Source organism: Neotabrizicola sp. VNH66, assembly GCF_049445895.1.
GTDB lineage: Bacteria > Pseudomonadota > Alphaproteobacteria > Rhodobacterales > Rhodobacteraceae > Pseudogemmobacter.
Map to the genome: position 1 here is coordinate 90,019 of NZ_JBMSDW010000014.1, position 17,698 is coordinate 107,716.

At 66.5% G+C, this 17,698-nt stretch carries 18 protein-coding genes; 10 read left to right on the forward strand and 8 right to left on the reverse strand.

Annotated features, from left to right (window positions below):
- Positions 1 to 36: 36 nt before the first annotated feature.
- The 5 genes from ACO2Q5_RS17830 to ACO2Q5_RS17850 are packed head-to-tail and all read right to left on the reverse strand — an operon-like array spanning position 37 to position 5,168.
- On the reverse strand, positions 37 to 855 hold the full coding sequence (locus tag ACO2Q5_RS17830) for a sugar phosphate isomerase/epimerase family protein (RefSeq protein ID WP_423293559.1): 819 nt from the start codon (positions 853 to 855) through the stop codon (positions 37 to 39).
- Between the two features lie 5 nt (positions 856 to 860).
- Complete coding sequence (locus ACO2Q5_RS17835; RefSeq protein ID WP_423293561.1) at positions 861 to 1,472, reverse strand: NIPSNAP family protein; 612 nt, start codon at positions 1,470 to 1,472, stop codon at positions 861 to 863.
- Between the two features lies 1 nt (position 1,473).
- Positions 1,474 to 3,198 carry an FAD-dependent oxidoreductase gene (locus ACO2Q5_RS17840; protein WP_423293563.1) on the reverse strand — a complete coding sequence of 575 codons (1,725 nt, stop codon included), beginning with the start codon at positions 3,196 to 3,198 and terminating at the stop codon, positions 1,474 to 1,476.
- Between the two features lie 44 nt (positions 3,199 to 3,242).
- Complete coding sequence (locus ACO2Q5_RS17845; protein ID WP_423293565.1) at positions 3,243 to 4,073, reverse strand: IclR family transcriptional regulator; 831 nt, start codon at positions 4,071 to 4,073, stop codon at positions 3,243 to 3,245.
- Positions 4,074 to 4,100: 27 nt separating this feature from the next.
- Positions 4,101 to 5,168: a Gfo/Idh/MocA family protein gene (locus ACO2Q5_RS17850; protein ID WP_423293567.1), complete on the reverse strand. Its 1,068-nt coding sequence runs from the start codon at positions 5,166 to 5,168 to the stop codon at positions 4,101 to 4,103.
- 344 nt (positions 5,169 to 5,512) lie between these two features.
- Between ACO2Q5_RS17850 and ACO2Q5_RS17855 the strand changes: the two genes are divergently transcribed.
- The 6 genes from ACO2Q5_RS17855 (at position 5,513) to ACO2Q5_RS17880 (ending at position 11,011) form a co-directional block, all read left to right on the forward strand.
- Complete coding sequence (locus ACO2Q5_RS17855) at positions 5,513 to 6,325, forward strand: shikimate dehydrogenase family protein (RefSeq protein WP_423293569.1); 813 nt, start codon at positions 5,513 to 5,515, stop codon at positions 6,323 to 6,325.
- 117 nt (positions 6,326 to 6,442) lie between these two features.
- Positions 6,443 to 7,570: an ABC transporter substrate-binding protein gene (locus ACO2Q5_RS17860; protein WP_423293571.1), complete on the forward strand. Its 1,128-nt coding sequence runs from the start codon at positions 6,443 to 6,445 to the stop codon at positions 7,568 to 7,570.
- A 116-nt stretch (positions 7,571 to 7,686) separates the two neighbouring features.
- Entirely contained in the window at positions 7,687 to 8,565 is an 879-nt protein-coding gene (locus ACO2Q5_RS17865; RefSeq protein WP_423293573.1) for a branched-chain amino acid ABC transporter permease, read from the forward strand.
- Positions 8,562 to 9,536 carry a branched-chain amino acid ABC transporter permease gene (locus ACO2Q5_RS17870; protein WP_423293575.1) on the forward strand — a complete coding sequence of 325 codons (975 nt, stop codon included), beginning with the start codon at positions 8,562 to 8,564 and terminating at the stop codon, positions 9,534 to 9,536. Before ACO2Q5_RS17865 ends, ACO2Q5_RS17870 begins: the two co-directional genes overlap by 4 nt.
- Positions 9,533 to 10,285 (forward strand): ABC transporter ATP-binding protein, encoded by a 753-nt coding sequence (locus ACO2Q5_RS17875; protein ID WP_423293577.1) that lies wholly within the window; start codon positions 9,533 to 9,535, stop codon positions 10,283 to 10,285. Before ACO2Q5_RS17870 ends, ACO2Q5_RS17875 begins: the two co-directional genes overlap by 4 nt.
- Before the next feature lie 3 nt (positions 10,286 to 10,288).
- On the forward strand, positions 10,289 to 11,011 hold the full coding sequence (locus ACO2Q5_RS17880) for an ABC transporter ATP-binding protein (RefSeq protein WP_423293579.1): 723 nt from the start codon (positions 10,289 to 10,291) through the stop codon (positions 11,009 to 11,011).
- Positions 11,012 to 11,089: 78 nt separating this feature from the next.
- Here ACO2Q5_RS17880 and ACO2Q5_RS17885 read toward each other — a convergent pair whose 3' ends face one another.
- The 3 genes from ACO2Q5_RS17885 to ACO2Q5_RS17895 are packed head-to-tail and all read right to left on the reverse strand — an operon-like array spanning position 11,090 to position 14,278.
- Positions 11,090 to 11,836 (reverse strand): SDR family NAD(P)-dependent oxidoreductase, encoded by a 747-nt coding sequence (locus ACO2Q5_RS17885; RefSeq protein ID WP_423293581.1) that lies wholly within the window; start codon positions 11,834 to 11,836, stop codon positions 11,090 to 11,092.
- Positions 11,829 to 12,602 carry an SDR family NAD(P)-dependent oxidoreductase gene (locus ACO2Q5_RS17890; protein ID WP_423293583.1) on the reverse strand — a complete coding sequence of 258 codons (774 nt, stop codon included), beginning with the start codon at positions 12,600 to 12,602 and terminating at the stop codon, positions 11,829 to 11,831. The genes ACO2Q5_RS17885 and ACO2Q5_RS17890 overlap by 8 nt, the downstream gene beginning before the upstream one ends.
- Positions 12,599 to 14,278: an FAD-dependent oxidoreductase gene (locus ACO2Q5_RS17895; protein ID WP_423293585.1), complete on the reverse strand. Its 1,680-nt coding sequence runs from the start codon at positions 14,276 to 14,278 to the stop codon at positions 12,599 to 12,601. Before ACO2Q5_RS17895 ends, ACO2Q5_RS17890 begins: the two co-directional genes overlap by 4 nt.
- 112 nt (positions 14,279 to 14,390) lie before the next feature.
- Between ACO2Q5_RS17895 and ACO2Q5_RS17900 the strand changes: the two genes are divergently transcribed.
- The 4 genes from ACO2Q5_RS17900 to ACO2Q5_RS17915 all read left to right on the forward strand — a co-directional run.
- A complete protein-coding gene (locus tag ACO2Q5_RS17900) occupies positions 14,391 to 15,287 on the forward strand; it encodes a helix-turn-helix domain-containing protein (RefSeq protein ID WP_423293587.1) in 897 nt (298 codons plus the stop codon).
- 100 nt (positions 15,288 to 15,387) lie between these two features.
- Positions 15,388 to 15,948: an NIPSNAP family protein gene (locus tag ACO2Q5_RS17905; RefSeq protein ID WP_423293589.1), complete on the forward strand. Its 561-nt coding sequence runs from the start codon at positions 15,388 to 15,390 to the stop codon at positions 15,946 to 15,948.
- A gap of 17 nt (positions 15,949 to 15,965) precedes the next feature.
- Positions 15,966 to 17,132 (forward strand): 4-hydroxybenzoate 3-monooxygenase, encoded by a 1,167-nt coding sequence (gene pobA, locus ACO2Q5_RS17910; protein WP_423293591.1) that lies wholly within the window; start codon positions 15,966 to 15,968, stop codon positions 17,130 to 17,132.
- Positions 17,133 to 17,216: 84 nt separating this feature from the next.
- Positions 17,217 to 17,698 (forward strand): sugar phosphate isomerase/epimerase family protein (locus ACO2Q5_RS17915; protein WP_423293593.1); only part of this gene is annotated, 482 nt, incomplete at its 3' end.

Below are 17,698 nucleotides of genomic sequence, written 5' to 3' on the forward strand. Positions count from 1 at the left end.
CGATCCTGCCCCGCGGGGGGCAAGGGGAAATCCGGCCTAACGCCCGGCCGCGCGCAGGATGCCGCGGGTGGCCGCAATGGCCATTTCCGCCCGCGCCCGGGCATCCAGCTTTTCCGCCAGCGCGCGGTGCGGCACCTCGACACTGACGGTCACGCCCTCGGGGATGGCATGGGCCAGCCCGATCATGTCGATGCCGCCCTGCCCCGGGAACAGCCGTTCGCCCCGGGCGATGCGGATCAGCCCCTCGTCACTGGGGTCATAGGGCACGGCGCCGTCACAGAACTGGACGTAGTTCACCCGATCGCGGGGCAAGGCGGCGATCTGGTCCAGCGTGGTGGCGGAGCGGTCATAATGCAGCGCATCGACCAGCACCCCGCCATTTGCGGCCCCGGCCGCGGTGACGATCTCCAGCGCGGCGGTCAGGTCGGGCACCGCGGTCCAGGGCATGAACTCCAGATCTGCGGTCAGCCGGTGCGGGGCTGACAATTCGCAGAACCGGGCGAAACTGTCGGTCAGCCGGGCGCGGTCGGTGTCGTCACCCGCCACCAGAACGTGGCGAGCGGACAAAGCCTCGCAGCGGTCGCAGAACCGCGCGAAGAGATCCCAGTCAGGCTCCGCCTTCAGGCGGATGATCTCGACATCGCCCACGGTCACGCCGGTATCGGCCAGCGCGGCGCGGACTTCGGCCAGGTCGCGGTCATCGGTCAGCAGGGGATAGGCCGGTTCCCCCGCGGCGGCGGCGGGCAGGATGCGCAGCCCCACCATCTGATAGCCGGTTTCGGCCGCGACCTTCACGGCCTCGACGGGGCCAACCTCGAACGTGGTCAGGAAGGCCAGCGAAAGCGGATGGGTCATGACACTCACTTCAGCGGAGAGAAGGGGAGGGGCAAAGCGATCTGGCTGGTCATGTCGGGCGACAGCCAGTCCGGCCCGCCCTTGGGCGGCCATTTGCCATCAGCCACCGATTGCGCGCGGGCGGCGCTGCGGTCGGCAAGGCTGGCATAGGGCCAGATCTGGGTAACACGCGGTTCACCATCCAGGCCATACATGGCGACGGTCAGTTTCGAATAGGCCTCACGCGGGGGGACAGCCTCGGCCCATTTGCCCATGGTGGGCATGATGCCGTTGATCCGCGTCTTGTAGGTACGGAATTCGTAGATCGGTCCAAAGCTGCCCGGCTCCACCGGCGGCAGGAAGTCGAAGGCGCGGTAGCTTTCCATCGTCAGCCGGATCAGATGTTCGGTGCAGCCAAAGGGGTTATCGCTGCGCAACGCGCGCTCGCGTTCGGTCATCATCTGGTCAAGGCTGTCGAAGCCGCGCAGCAGGAAGACGCGGTTCAGCGTGCCGATGTCGGTGCCCCATGCGCCCAGAAAACGCCCCGCGCCTGCGGCCAGCCAGTCCTGAATGCCCGCCGCGGCTTTTCCGGCGCCGAAAATCACCGTGTCCAGCGTGGCAATCTCATAATAGCTCATGTCAGCTCTCCTCTGTCAGGCCCGGAACGGGCTGGCCGGCCAGAACGCGGCCGGCGATGTAAGCGAAGGTCATGCCGGGACCAAGGGTGATGCCTCCGGCCGGATAGTGGCCCCCCATGATGGAGGCCATGTCGTTGCCCGCGGCAAAGAGGCCGGGGATCGGGGTGCCCGTGCCGTCCAATACGCGGGACGCGGCGTCGGTCTTCAGCCCGGCAAAGCTGCCAAGGCTGCCGGGAACGATCTGCACCGCATAGAACGGCCCCTTGGTCAGCGGGGCGAGCGAGGGGTTGGGGTCATGCTCCGCATCGCCCTGCACCCGGTTGTAAAGGCTTTCGCCACGATGGAAGTCAGGGTCGCGGCCCTGCGCCGCACCTGCATTGAAGCGCGCCACCGTCTCTGCCAGCGCGGCGGGGGGCAGGCCGCAGGCCCGCGCCAGTTCGTCCAGCGTGCGGCCCCATTTCAGATAGCCGGACTGCACCGCACGGCCCAAGGGGAAGGGAAAGGGCTTGGCCGCGCCAAGGCCCCAGCGGCGCTGCGCCTTGTGGTCGGCGATCAGCCAGCAGGTCGGATATTCGCCCGGCGGCGTGGCGCCGATCAGCGCCCGCATGAAACCGTGATAGCTGTCCGCCTCGGACACGAAGCGCTGCCCCGCGGGCGTCACGGCGATGATGCCGGGCTTTGCGCGTTCGATCAGATGGGGGAAGTTGGTGAAGCTGCCATCGCCATTGGGCAGGCGGCTGACCGGCGCCATGGCCATGTTCCATGCCAATGTACTGTCGGTCGTGGCGCCCGCCGCCTCGGCCAGCCGCAGCCCGTCGCCGGTGTTCGAAGGCGGGGCAGCGGAATGATGGTCGCGCCCGCCCGCGGCACCGGCCCAGCTGGCCAGCCGCTCCGGGTCGTGCGGGAACCCGCCCGCGGCAAGGACCACCCCGCGGGCGGCCCGCACCTGCATTTCACCTTCGGGCATGGCCAACCGCGCGCCGGTGATGCGGTCCCCGTCGCGGAGCAGCGCCACCGCGGGCGCGCTGTGCAGCAGCGTGACGCCCCGGTCCAGCGCCGCCCGCATTAGCCGCGCCACCAGCGCATTCCCATTGGCCAGCCGCATGGGGCGGCCGTGCAGCAACCGGTCGCGCCAGATGCCCAGCACCCGTTTCACCACATAAAGGGCCGAAGCAGGCTTGCGGGTCGCATCGAAGAAATGCCGCAGGTCGGGCGCGGGACCGAGCCCCGAACCCCAAAGGCTCGCCGCAGGCAGCGGCGGCTTCAGCCGGTGGATCCAGTGACCCAGCCCCCGCCCGTCATAGGGCAGGACCGAGACCGAACGCCCGCCTTTCCCCGCCCCCGGCGTTTCGTGGAAATCCGGCACCCGGTTGCCGTCGATCCAGCGCATTCCGGCGCGGTCCTGCAGGAATTGCACCATCTCTGGCCCGTTTTGCAGGAACACCGGCAGCCGCGGGTCGCCTGCCCGGTTGCCCAGCTCGCTTTGCAGATAGCGCATCGGCTCTTCCGGCGGTTCGTCAATCCCGGCGGCGCGCGCAAGCGGATTGCGCGGGATCCACAGCCAGCCGCCCGACCAGGCGCTGGTGCCGCCGAACTGCGGCTCTTTCTCGGCGACCACGACGCGCAGGCCCAGTTCCGCCGCCGTCACCGCAGCGGTCAGCCCCGCAGCCCCCGATCCGATCACCAGCACATCACATTGGATGACGTGCCCGTCCGTCCGCTCCATTCAACCCCGCTTCCGCGCGGAGGCCTGCCGGGACGGACGCCAGATCATGCGCCAGACCGCCCGGGCAGCGCATCCAGCGCCCGCACATTCGCCTGAAAGAATTTCGATCCCGCCGCGGCTGCGCCCAGCTCGGTCGCGGCCAGTTGCAGCCGCCCGGCCAGTTGCATCATCCGTTCGGCATTCATCCGCACCGCCGGGCCCGCAATGGACAGACAGCCCAGCACCGGCCCGTCGCCGCGATAGCGCACCGGAACCGCCATCGCGGCCATGCCGGCGATATAGCTGTCCACCGCGGTGGCATAGCCGCGCGCCCGCGCCTCGGCCAGCTGCTCGATCAGCAGGCCAAGGCTGCGCGGCGCATTCTGGCCCTGTCCATCCGCCTGCCGGGTCAGCCCCTGCGCACCGACAAGAAGCAGCGCCTCCTCGTCACTCATGGCCGAAAGCCAGGCCTTGCCCCCGGCCGAACTGGCCAGATGGACGACGACCCCCTGTTCCTGACCGGGATCATAGCGCAGCCCGCGGGTCGCGCCCTGTGCCACGGCCACCCAGATCAGCCGGTCCCTGTCGATGACCGAAAGCCGCACCAGCTCCCCACTGTCGGCGGCCAGCGCATCCAGGATCGGCTGCGCCACATCGGTGATGCCGGCGCGGCCGATGAAACCCAGCCCCATGGCAGGCAGCTTGATCGTAAGGGCATAGTCGCCCTGCGCCTGCAACTGGCGGACATAGCCCAGACGGGCCAGTTCCTGCAGCGTCCTGTGCACTCCGCTGGCGGGCTGATCCGTCGCCGCCGCGATGGCCGACACCGGCATCCCGGCCGGGTGATCGACCAGAAGCTCTACGATCGCCAGAGATTTTTCGAGAACGCTGCTCATGACCTGTTTTCCGATGCTGAACCTGCTTCAGGTTTCAGGTCCCAGCGGCGAAAGGTCAACCGCAACGCGCTGTCCGCTTGCCGCGGCGCGGGCGATGGCATCCAGCACGATCAGGTTCGCCGTGGCATCGCGCACGGAGACCAGCGGCCTGCCGCCGTGGCGGATCAGATCGGCAAAATGCTCCAGCTGTGCGCGATAGGGATCGCCGGGCGTGACCTCCAGCCGCTGCGGCTGAAGCGGCACGGTCCAGTCCGGGGCGCCGGGCGGTTGCCACAGCGCCAGATCCGGCAGCGACAGCCCCGCGGCCGAGCCGCAGTATAGATGCGGGGTCACCGGATGGGCGGGGAACCGCGCCGGGTTTTCGCCCGCCGACAGGTCCCATGCCCAGGGGCCGACCGCCGCATCCGAGATGCAAAGCGTGGCCAGCCCGCCGCGGGCAAAGCTGACGGTGACGGCCGCGGTATCCTCGACCGCAAAGCCGCGCCGGTCATGCGAGGCGGTGGCCTGCACATGCGCGATCTCACCGAAGAAATGCCGCAGAAGATCAATCTCATGCACAAGATTGATCAGCAGCGGGCCGCCCGCGCCCGGGTTGCGGCGCCAGGCCGCGTCAAAGTAACTCTGGGGTTTTGCAAGGCTGCAGGTCACGGTGGCCATGACCAGATCCCCGATCCGGCCCGCGGCAATCGCCTCCCGGGCGGCGCGGATGATCGGATTGTGGCGCCGGTGATGGCCCACCAGAAGCGGCACGCCGGTTTCATCCGCCACCGCGATCAGGTCCAGCGCCGAAGACAGGCTTTCGGCCACCGGCTTTTCCAGCAGAACCGGCAGTCCGGCGCGCAGCAGGGCCGCGCTGACCGGCAGGTGCGTTTCGTTCGGCGTGGCGACGATGGCGGCTTTGGCCAGACCGGACTCCAGCAGATCGCCGATCTGCGGCAGGCAGGGCACATCCAGCGATTCGGCCAGCGACCGTGCGGCGGGCATCGGATCGACAATGGCCGAAAGATGCAGGCCCGGCATCCCGGCCAGCGTTTCAATATGGGTGCGCCCGATGGCGCCCGCGCCGATGACGGCGATTCCGATACTGTCGGACATGCGATCCTCCCGCTGTCGGGGACAGCCATAGCAGCGTAAAATATGGAAGTGCAATTTATTTTTGAATGACATTCAATTTTTGATGCGACTCCGGCCACCAATATCGGTACTGGCACGGCTGATGCGCGGGCAGGCGAAGCAACACCGGAAAATGCGCAAAATTGATAACTGTGGGATTATGATTTTCAGATGACTTTGCATTATCAATCACAATCCGTGTGTGGCAGCTTATGGACGGAGCGAGGACCCATGATCAGAACACAGCGAAACCATCCGTCCGGCCCGGCCGCCTTTCCGGCGGCCCGTGGCGTTCAACCGGAACCGGTTTCAGGACGGAGACCCGAATGACCGCGCAACTTCGCATCGACGGCGAAACGAAGATCTTTCCGATCATCGGCCATCCCATCGGGCAGGTGAAGTCGCCGGCCTCGCTGAGCGGCATCATGGCCGAGCGCAATTTCAACGGGATGGTCCTGCCCGTGCATATCCTGCCCGAGGATCTGGCCCCCTGGCTGGCCCAGGCCAAGGTGATGCGCAATTGCGGCGGGATCGTCGTGACCGTGCCGCACAAGGCGCCCTGCCTGCAGGTCTGCGCCCGCGTCTCTGCCCGGGCGCGTGCCTCGGGTGCGGTCAACATCATGATCCGCGATGGCGAGGACTGGGTGGGCGATGCGACCGATGGCCATGGCTATCTGGACGGGATCGCCGCCGAAGGTTTTGACGTGGCGGGCAAACCTGCGCTTCTGGTGGGGACCGGCGGCGCCGGTTCGGCCATCGCCTATGAAATTCTGGCGCGCGGCGCGTCCGAGCTGGCGCTGCACGACATCGACACCGCGCGGCGCGACAGCCTGATCGCCCGGCTGGATGCGGCCTTCCCGGGCAAGGTCCGCATCGGCAGCACCGATCCGCGCGGCTTTGCGCTGGTGGCCAATGCCACGCCCCTTGGCATGCGGGAAGGCGATCCGCTGCCGGTGCAGACCGATCTGCTGACAGCGGATCAGTTCGTGGCCGATGTGGTGACGCGCCCCGCCGTGCCGCCGCTGATTGCTGCGGCCCGGGCCAAGGGTTGCGGCACCATGCCGGGATCGGGAATGTTCAATGCGCAGGCTGTTCTGCTGGCCGAGCTGCTGATGGGGGTCCGGCGGATCGACGCCTGACACCCCGGACGGAGGAGACGGCGCGGGCCCTGCCGGGACCCCCGCCACGGGCCGGAGCGGTTACCGGATCGCCGCGCGCCCCCAAAGACAGGATTCGGAAACATGGGAGGAAACCATATGTTCAAGACTTTGCTGGGAACGGCCGCCGTTGCCCTTGCCCTGACCACCACTGCGGCGCTGGCCGAAATCAAGGTCGGCTCGATTGTCGAACTGTCCGGCGCGGGCGCCGCGGCGGGCACCAACTTCCGCGATGGCGTTCATATGGCGTTCGAGGAAATCAATGCCGCCGGCGGCATTCTGGGTGAGCAGGTGGCCATCACCGAATATGACAGCCAGACCGACCCGCAGGTCAGCCGCGCCATGGTGCAGAAGGCCATCGACGATGGCGTCTATGTCATCACCGGCACCGTCTTCTCGTCCTCGACCATCGTGAACATGCTGGTCGCTCAGCAGGCGGGCATTCCGCAGTTCACCGGCTCGGAAGCGCCGAAGATCACCCAGATGAACAACCCCTACATCTTCCGCACGGCCTTCGGTTCGCAGAAGGGCATTCCGAAGATGACCAAATACATGGCCGAGGAAATGGGGATCAAGAAGGTCGCCGTGGTCTGGGCCAATACCGAATTCGGCAAGGGCGGCCATTCCGCCTTCCTGGACGAGGTGGGCAACTACGGTATCGAGATCATCGCCGACATCCCGACCGAACAGGCGCAGACCGATTTCTCGGCCGATGTGCTGAAGGCCAAGAACTCGGGCGCGGATGCGGTCTTCGTCTACCTGACCGAAGAGGAAAGCGCCCGCTTCCTGCGCGAGGCGCAGAAGCAGTCGATCGGCCTGCCGCTGATCGGGGAAACCACGCTGATCGGCGCCAAGGTCATCGAACTGGCCGGTGATGCCGCCAACGGCGCCATGGGCCATGTGGGTCTGACCGCCGCCGCCGACATTCCCGCGATCCAGGAAATGGTGGACCGCTTCACCGAGAAGTTCAAATACACCCCCGACCACAATGCGATCAAAGGCTATACCGCGGCCTATGTGATCAAATGCGTGACCGAGAAGAACGGCAAGGTGGACAGCCAGGCGCTGGCCGATGCGATGCATGGCCTGACCCTGACCGCCGCCGAATGCCCCGGCGTCCTGATGGATGTGTCGTGGGACGAGACCGGCGAAATGTCGCGTGAAAGCTTCTTCGTCGAGGTGCAGGACGGCAAGCAGACCATCAAGGCCGTGCTGCCGCCGAACTGACCCAAGACTGGTGCCGCCCTTCGGGGCGCGCACACATCGCCCGGACAGGTGCCGCTCCCGCGCCTGTCCGGTTTTCCCTGCCATCCGGCTGAACAACGCGCTGTGAGGATGACCCCGTGGCCGAGCTAATCCAGATTCTCGTCTCCGGCCTGGCGGCCGGTTCGATCTACGCCCTCGCTGCGGTCGGGTTCACCCTGCTGTGGCAGGCCTCGCAGACGATCAACTTCGCCCAGGGCGAATTCGTGATGCTTCCGGCCTTCTTTGTGCTGGTCGGCATGAACTTTCTGGGCCTTTCGATGTGGCCCGCCATCGGTTTCGCGCTGGTGCTGTCGTTGCTGCTTCTGGGCGTGACCTTCAAGAAGGTCATCGTGGAGCCGATGCTGCCCCATGGCACGCTGCCGCTGGTCATCGCCACCATCGCGCTTGGCCTTCTGATGAAGGAAAGCGTCAAGGAATTCTACGGCGCCACGGCGCAGCCCTTCCCGGCGATCTTTCCGCAGACGGTCTATAACGTGGCAGGCGCCAGCGTTTCGGTGCAGGACATCTGCAACCTTGCGGTGTCGATGCTGGCCATCGGCGGCTTGCAGCTGTTCCTGTCGCGGACCCGCACCGGGCGCTGCATGCAGGCCAGCGCGCAGAACCCGGCCGTGGCCGAAATTCTGGGCGTCAACGTCAAGCGGATGGTGATGTACACCTTCCTGATCAATGCGGCGCTGGCGACCATCGCCTCGGTCCTGATCTCTCCCATCTATCTGGCCAAGTTCTCGAACGGCGAAACGCTGGGTCTGGTGGCCTTCATCGCGGCCATCGTCGGCGGGTTCAACCAGATCCGCGGCGCGCTGGTGGGCGGTCTGCTGATCGGGGTCATCGACAACCTGTCGGCGGTTTATGTCTCGGCTGAATACCGCTCGGCCATGCCGCTGATCCTGCTGATCGGCATCATCCTCCTGCGTCCGCAGGGCCTGCTCGGCACCAAGGAGGGCCGCACGGTATGAAGAACTTCAAGATCATCCTCCTTTCCCTTGCGCTGGCCGCTCTGGTCGCCGCGCCCATCGGGCAGGGGAATTACATCATCTACACGCTCTGCTCGTGGCTCCTGTTCTCGATCTCGGCGATGGGGCTGAACCTTACGCTGGGCTATGCCGGGCAGGTGTCGCTGGCGCAGGCCGCCTTCATGGGGATCGGGGCCTATATCACCGCGCTGATGACGCTGGCGGGCATTCACTGGGTCGTTGCGGCCGGGGTGTCCATCACCTCCAGCTTCGCGGTCGGGCTGATCCTCGGCTATCCGGCGCTGCGCGTGCAGCACCACTTCCTGGCCTTCGTGACGCTGGCCTTCAACACGCTTCTGTTCCTTGTGCTGCGGAACGAGGAAGAGGTGACCGGCGGTTCCTTCGGCCTTGTCGGCATGCCGCGGCCTGAGTTCTTCGGCCTCTCCACCAACTCGAACCTGGGCTTCTACTACTTCAGCCTCGTCTGCTTCCTGATCGCGGCGGGCACGATGTGGTGGATCCTGCGCTCTCCCTGGGGCCGCGCGTTCAAGGCGCTGCGGGAAAACCCGGTCCGGGCGGAAAGCCTTGGCCTGAAGATCCGCCGCCAGACCCTTCTGGCCTTTGCCATCGGTTCGGCCTTCGGCGGCCTGGCCGGTGCGATGCAGGCGCCTCTGGTGCAGTTCATCGAACCGGGCAGCTTTGCCCTCGTCCATTCGCTGAAGATCCTCTTGATGGTCGTCGTGGGCGGAGCCGGCTTCTTCTATGGCCCGATGCTGGGCGCCGCCGTGGTGATCCTGCTGCCCGAATTGCTGCGCTTCACCGAAGGCTATTACCTGATCATCTATGCCGCGCTGGTTATCGTGCTGATGGTCTTCTCTCCCAATGGCCTGATCGGTGCCGGGCAGAAGATCTGGCTGAAGTTCAAGCCCAAGCATGAAGAGCGTCGCGATATGCAGAAGGGGTTCCAGCTGTGAACGCACATGCACCCATCCTGTCCGTCCGCAACATCTCCAAGCAGTTCGGCGGCATCCGCGCGGTCAACAACGTCAGCTTCGACGTGCAGAAGGGCGAGATCCTGGGCCTGATCGGGCCGAACGGATCGGGGAAATCCACGCTTTTCAACTGCATCCTTGGCCAGCTGAAGCCGACCGAGGGGCATTGTGAGATCGAGGGCAAATCCACCGATGGCGTGCGCCCGGCAGACCTGTCGCTGATGGGCGTGGGCCGCACCTTCCAGCAGCTGTCGGTGTTTCCGAAGATGACCGTCCTCGACAATGTCATCCTTGCCGGGCAGGAGCATGAGGGCTCGATGCTCTCGCGCCTGTTCGGCAAATCCGATGCCGGGCTGACGGAAAAGGCCAAGCAGCTGGTCGAGTTCTTCCGGCTGACCCCCTATCTGGATACCGAAGCGGGCTCGCTCTCCTACGGCCAGCAGAAGCTGGTCGATGCGGCCATGGCCTTCATGGCGGGTCCCGGCATCGTCCTTCTGGACGAACCGGCGGGCGGGGTGAACCTGACGATGCTGGCGCATCTGAAGGACCGGCTGATGACCTACAACCGCGACCACGGCACCACCTTCGTCGTGATTGAGCACAATATGGAATTCGTCATGTCGCTGTGCACCCGCATCATCGTGCTGGCGCAGGGCGAGATCATCGCCGAGGGGACGCCGGACGAAATCCGGTCGAACCAGATGGTCATCGACGCCTATCTGGGGGGCTGAGCCATGCTGGAACTGAAGAATGTGACCGGCGGTTACGGCCGCATCACCATCCTGAACGGCACCTCCTTCGCCATTCCGAAAGGGTCGATCACCACGGTGATCGGGCCGAACGGGGCGGGGAAATCCACCGTGTTCAAGGCGGTCTTCGGGCTTCTGAACATCCATTCCGGCCAGATCCTGCTGGACGGGCAGGATGTGACCCGGCAAAGCCCGGCGAAGATGATCGCCCGCGGCGTGACCTATGTGCCCCAAGGGCGCAATGTCGTGCCGCAGCTGTCGGTCTGGCACAATCTGGAACTGGGCGGCATCACCGCCAAGGATCAGGCCAAGGTGCGCCGCCGGATGGAAGAGGTGATGGACCAGTTCCCCATGCTGCGCCAGCGCAAGGACCAGAAGGCGATCGAGCTTTCGGGCGGGCAGCAGAAGCAGCTGGAAATCGCCCGGGCGCTGCTGCTGGATCCGAAGCTTCTGCTGATCGACGAACCCTCCATCGGCCTGTCGCCCAATCTGGTGCAGGAAGTGTTCCAGACCCTGATCAAGCTGCGCGACAGCGGTGTGACCATCCTGATGGTGGAACAGAACGCTAAGGCGGCGCTGGCCATGTCGGATTACGGGCTGGTGCTGGAACTGGGCCAGACCCGGATGTTCGACCGCGCCGACAAGCTGCTGGCCGATCCGCGGGTGGGGCAGCTGTTCCTGGGCGGCCATATCGAGGATGCAGCCTGACAGTCCTCCTCCCCGGATCAGGCAAAAGGAAAGGCCCGGCAGAGCGATCTGCCGGGCCTTTTCCATTCTGCGGCAGGTCTACCCGGCCGAGGCGTCGCCGAAATCGCCGAAAGCGGTCCAGCCGCCATCGACCGGCAGCACCGCGCCGGTGATCCCGCTGGCCGCATCCGAGGCGAGGAAGGCCACCGCCGCCGCAACTTCCTTTGCCGCGATCAGCCGCCCGATGGGCGTGCGGCGCGCGATGGTGGGCAGGTCGATCCGCCCGGCCTCGGCCAGTTTCCGCACCAGAGCCGTTTCGACAAAGGCCGGGGCCACGGCATTGACCCGCACCCCCTGCCCCGCCCATTCGCAGGCCATGGCGCGGGTCATCGCCACCACGCCCGCCTTGGCCGCGCCATAGGCGTTGCGCTTGGGCAATCCGGTCAGCCCGGCGATGGAGGACAGGTTGACCACCGCCCCCCGCCGCCGCGCCACCATGCCGCGCGCCACCTCCCGCGTCATCAGGAAGGTGCCGGACAGATGCACGTCCAGCACGCGGCGGAAGGCATCGATCCCCTGATCCAGCGTCGGCAGATGGCTGTCGCCGATGCCCGCATTATTCACCAGCACATCAAAGGGCGCGCGGGCCGCCGTGGCCGCCGCCTGCGCCTCATCGGTGATGTCGCAGGCACAGCCCTGATGGTCTGGACCCAGTTCCGCAGCCCGGGCCGCGGCCTTTTCTCCATCCAGATCGGCAATGGTGACGCGGGCTCCTCTCGCGGCCAGCGCCTGTGCGATGGCCCAGCCGATGCCCTCGGCCCCGCCTGTGACCAGCGCCTCACGCATAGCCGGGCCTTGGCACCAGCCCCATGAGGCATTGCGACAGCCCGCCATCCACCACGATATCCTGCCCGGTGACATAGCCTGCCCGGTCCGAGGCGAGGAACAGCGCCACATCCGCCATGTCCTGCGGCGCGGCGATCCGGCGCAGCGGCACCATCGCCTCGCGCCGGGCCTTCACGTCAGGGTCAGCATAGAAGGCGGCGGACATCGGCGTCAGCACCAGCCCCGGGCTGACGCAGTTCGACCGCACGCCGCGCGGCCCCCATTCCTGCGCCAGTTGCCGCGACATCATCAGCGTGGCCGCCTTCGACGCGGAATAGGCCCCGCTTGCGGGCTGCGGCTGGCTGCCCGCGATGCTGGCGATATGGACAAGACTGCCCCGCCCGCGTGTCAGCATGCCGCGGCCAAAGGCCTGTGCGGCGGTCAGATAGCCGGTCAGGTTCACCGCCAGCATGGCCGACCAGTCGGCGGTGCTGACCGTATCCAGCGCGCCGGGCCGCAGGATCGCTGCGGCATTCACCAACACATCGGCGCCGCCCTCGGCCTCAACCCGGGTGGCGGCTTCCGCCACGCTGTCCGGATCGGCCAGATCGCAGATCAGCGCCAGCCCACCCAGTTCCGCGGCCAAGGGGGCCGAGCGGTCCAGATCGCGGTCGAGCAGCACGACCTGCGCCCCTTCGGCCGCGAAGCTGCGCGCCAGCACCTGCCCGATGCCGCCCCCCGCGCCGGTGATGACCGCGCGTTTTCCTGTCAGTCCAAGCCAGCTCATGCCTTCCCTCCCGTCTCGATACCCGCCAGATGCCGCCCGGTGATCCAGCCAAAGGTCATGGCCGGACCCAGCGTGATGCCCGCGCCGGGGTAATTGCCGCCCATGATGCTGGCGCGGTCGTTGCCCACGGCATAAAGCCCCGGAATGGCCGTCCCCTGCCGGGTGACGACCTGCCCCTGAACGGTGGTCTTCAGCCCGTCGAAGGTGCCGAGATCGCCCATTTCCAGCCGGACCGCGTAATAGGGCCCGCGGGCCACCGGAGCGACGCAGGGGTTCGGCTTGTGGTCCGGGTCCGCCAGATAGCGGTTGAAGCTGGTCTCACCCCGGTGGAATTCCTCATCCCGGCCCTGAACCGCGCCCTGATTATAGCGGTTGACGGTTTCCTGCAGCGCAGCCGCGTCGATGCCGCAGGCCCGGGCCAGATCGGCCAGCGTGCGGCCCTTTTTCAGATAGCCGCTGTGGGTCCACAGCCACAAAGGCATGGGCGCCGGTTTCGCGTGGCCCAGACCGTATTTGCGGATGGTCCGGTGATCGCAGATCAGCCAGCAGCTGGCATCGCCGCCGTTGCGCATATTGGTGACCATCGCGGCGCCCACGTCATGATAGCTTTCGCTTTCATTGGTGAAGCGGCGGCCATCGGTGCCCACGGCAATCATCCCGGGCTTGTAGCGGTCCAGAAGATGCGGAAACACGCCCTGTCCGGGCACCCGGCTGACCGGCATCCAGGCCGCGGGCTGGGCGAATTCGGCGTCAAAGGCGCCGCCGGCCTCTTCGCCCAGCCGGATGCCGTCGCCGGTATTGCCCTCGGGCACCGGGCTGAAATGCTGGCCGCCCGCCTTCAGATGGGCATAGACCCCGGCCCGCCGGGCCAGATCCTGCGCATAGCCGCCGCAGGCCAGCACCACGCCCTTGCGCGCGGTGAGTGTGCCGCCGGGTGTTTCGACCCCGGTGACCCGCCCCTCTTCCGTCACCAGCCGCAGCGCGGGCGCGGCGGTGCGGATCTCGATCCCCAGATCGAAACAGCTTTTCGCCAGCCGTGCGGCCAGCGCATTGCCCGAGGTGACCTGAACCCCGCGTCCGTGGCGCGCGACCTCGGCCGCATGGGCCGCCAGCCGTTTCGTGACATAGGCGAAGGAGACCACGGATTTCGTGGCGTTGAAGAAATGCTTGATGTCCGCGTTCGAGGAATTGAACATCATCCCCATGAAGGTGATCGTCGACAAGGGCGGCCGCAGCCGTTTCAGGTTCGGCCCCAAGGACGAACTGTCGAAGGGCGCCGCCAGAACCGACCGGCCGATGTCCACCCCGCCCGGCATGGTGGGGTGATAGTCGGGATACAGGGTGGGGACGAATTTCACCTCGGTCTCGCGCTCGAACCAGTCGAGCATCTTGGGACCGGCCTCCAGATAGGCATCGACGGCGCCGGGGTCGTAGAAATTGCCGGTCTCGGCCTGCAGATAGCTGCGGGCCGCCTCGGCGGTGTCGCCCGGGTTGTTGGCGCGGCCATGGCGGTTGCCCGGCACCCACAGCACGCCGCCGGAAAAGGCGGTGGTGCCGCCGAACACCGGCTCTTTCTCGATCACGAGCACCGAAAGCCCGTGCTTTTTCGCCGTGATCGCGGTGGCCAGCCCTGCCGCCCCCGAGCCGATCACCAGCACATCGTATGACGGATCCATCGCAATCTCCTCCTGCCCGTGCTTCTTTGCTAACGGCGCGCCGGTCCGGGACCAATGGACGCTGCCGGGCATTTCTTGCACAATTCATGCGGCATTCAGGGCGGAGGGGCGGATGGCCGGTGCGCGGACAGGGGGCATCCCGCTGTATTATCTGTACGGGGATCAGGGGCAGGATGTCGAACTGGACCTTCTGCATGTCGAGCCGATCCGCGACCGCTCCGGTCCGAATGACTGGAGGATCCGTCCCCATGCCCATCCGGAACACATGCAGGTGCTGCTGGTCTGGCACGGGGCGGGCACCATCCGGTTCGAGGACCGGCAGGTGCCGATTGCCGCGCCCGCGGTGATGTGCATTCCGGCGGGGATCGTCCATCAGATCGACTTTGAGCCGGGGACGGATGGCTATGTGGTGACGGCGGCGCTTGGCTGTCTGCAGGCGGCCTCGGCCCAGGATGCGCGGCTGGCGCAGGCGGCGGGGCATGCTGCGGTCTATCCGGTGGCGGGTTCAGGCCTGCCGTTGCCCGCCGTGCTGGAGACGTTCGAGGCGCTGCACCGCGAATTCATCTGGTCCGCGCCCGGACGGCGGGTGGCGATCATGGCCTTGTTCATGCGGGTTCTTGTCATGATCCTGCGGCTGTCGGTGGCGGCCGAGGGGCAGACGAGTGGCGCCCCCGACCGCGATTATGACCTGCTCTTGCGTTATCGCGCGCTGCTGGAGGACCATTTCCGGTCGCAGCGCGCCCTGACCTTCTATGCGGGTGAACTGGCGGTGACCCCGGCCCGGCTGAATGCCGCCTGCAAGGCGCGGGCGGGCAAGACCGCTTCGGAACTTCTCCATGACCGGCTGATCACCGAGGCGAAGCGCTATCTGATCTATACCGAAAGCAGCGTCGCGCAGGTGGCGCATCTGACCGGCTTTGACGATCCGGCCTATTTCAACCGTTTCTTCACCCAGCGGGTGGGGCAGTCGCCCGGGGCCTTCCGCAAAGTGGCGCATCCCGACGGCTGAGGCCGGGAATCGTCCAATCTTTCCGATCCCCGGTCCATTTCCTGAACCCGCCATCTGCGCGAGACAGGGAACGGGAGACTGAGGGCGGGAGGACGCAGGCATGATCCATGAATGGCGAAGCTATCGGCTGAAGCCCGGCGCGGCCGCTGAATATCTGACGCTGCTGGCCGATGAAGGCCTGCCGCTGGTCACCCGGCATCTGCCGCTGATGGGCTATTGGCTGGCCGAGACCGGCGCGCTGAACGTGATCCATCATCTCTGGTCCTATGCCAGCTGGGCCGAGCGTGAGGCCGCCCGTGCCGGGCTGGCGACCGAAGAGGGCTGGACCCACGGCTTCATCCCGCGCGCCTTTGCGCTGGTCGAGGAGCAGCAGAACCGTCTGTTGCGGCTGGATCGCTGTTCCGCCGCGTTTGAGGCGGCCTTGTCCCGCCGCCGCAATCCGCATCCGGCCCGGGCGGCAGGGGCACCTCTCTTTACTGCCGAATGTGCCGGGCTGGTCATCGGACGGCCCATCGAAGACGCGGTTGCTGACTGGACGCCGCTCACCGGCGACCCGCGGCCGTTGTCCCTGTTGCCGCGCCGCGCCGATCCGGTGCCTGCGGCCCCGCTGTCCGGGGCGGACCATACGGTCCTGCGCCCGCTTGTCTTTTCCCCGCTCTGACGAACCGGAGATCCCCCATGCGTCATCAGGTCTGCATCATCGGCGGCGGTCCCTCGGGCCTTTTGCTGTGCCTTCTCCTCCGCCGTGCCGGGGTGGATGCCATCGTGCTGGAACAGCGCAGCCGCGCCTATGTGCTGGGCCGCATCCGTGCCGGCGTGCTGGAGCAGGGGCTGGTGGATATCCTGCACCATGCAGGCGTGGGTCAGCGGCTGGCGGCGGAAGGTTTTGTCCATGACGGCACGCTGATCGTGGCCCATGGTCGCCGGGTGCATATCGACTTCAAGGCGCTGACCGGCAAGACGGTGACCATCTATGGCCAGACCGAAGTGACGCGCGACCTCTATGACGCGCTGGACGCCATGGGCGCGCCGGTGCTGCATGAGGCCGAAGGTGTCACGATCCACGGCGCCGAGACCGACGCGCCTTATGTGACCTTCACCCGGGGCGGACAGGCGCAGCGCATCGACTGCGACTATATCGCCGGATGCGACGGGTTCCACGGTGTCAGCCGCCGCACCATCCCCGAAGCCCTGCGGCAGGAGTTCGAGCATGTCTATCCCTTCGGTTGGCTGGGCATCCTGTCGGAAACGCCGCCCTTGCACCATGAACTGGTCTATGCCGGGCATGAGCGCGGCTTTGCGCTGTGTTCCATGCGCAATGCCAACCTGTCGCGCCATTATCTGCAGGTGCCGCTGACCGACCGGGTGGAAGACTGGACGGATGAGACGTTCTGGGCCGAACTGCGCCGCCGCCTGCCCCCGGATCTGGCGGAGGTGCTGGTGACCGGCCCGTCGATCGAGAAATCCATTGCGCCCCTGCGCAGCTTCATTTCCGAACCGATGAGCTGGGGCCGCCTGTTCCTTGCCGGTGACGCCGCCCATATCGTGCCGCCCACCGGGGCCAAGGGGCTGAACCTTGCGGCCTCGGATGTATGGTATCTGAGCCAGGCTTTGATCGCCCAGTATCAGGGCGATGCGGCACCCCTGGCCGGCTATTCGGCACAGGCGCTGGCGCGGGTCTGGAAAGCCTCGCGCTTTTCATGGTCGATGACGCGGATGCTGCACAGCTTTCCGTCCGAAGGGCCGTTCCTTGCCCGGATGCAGGCGGCCGAGGTGGATTATCTGGCCGGAGCCCCCGCCGCGCAGACCGCGCTGGCCGAGAATTATGTGGGGCTGCCCTATTAACATCATGTTCCGGCAGGCATCATATCGGTATTTCTGGTTAGCGTCCGGATAGCGGATACTGCGGCCATCCGTCAGGGGGCCGCCATGAAAACCTCAATCGCCACCGTCTCGATCTCCGGCACTTTCCGCGAGAAGCTGGAGGCGATTGCTGCCGCCGGCTTCGACGGGATCGAGATTTTCGAACAGGATTTCCTCGCCTCGGACCATACCCCGGCCGAGGTGGGGCGGATGGTCCGCGACCATGGGCTGGAGATCACCCTGTTCCAGCCCTTCCGCGATTTCGAGGGTCTGCCGGAACCACAGCGGAGCCGCGCCTTTGCCCGCGCCCGCGCCAAGTTCGAGCTGATGGCCGAACTGGGCACCGATCTGGTGCTGTTCTGCTCCTCCACCCATCCCGAAGCCATGGGCGGGATCGACCGGATCGCGCAGGATTTCCGTGAGCTTGGCGACATCGCCGCCCCCTATGGCATCCGCGTCGGATACGAGGCTTTGTGCTGGGGCCGCCATATCAACGATCACCGCGACGCATGGGAGGTGGTGCGGCGAGCGGATCATCCCAACATCGG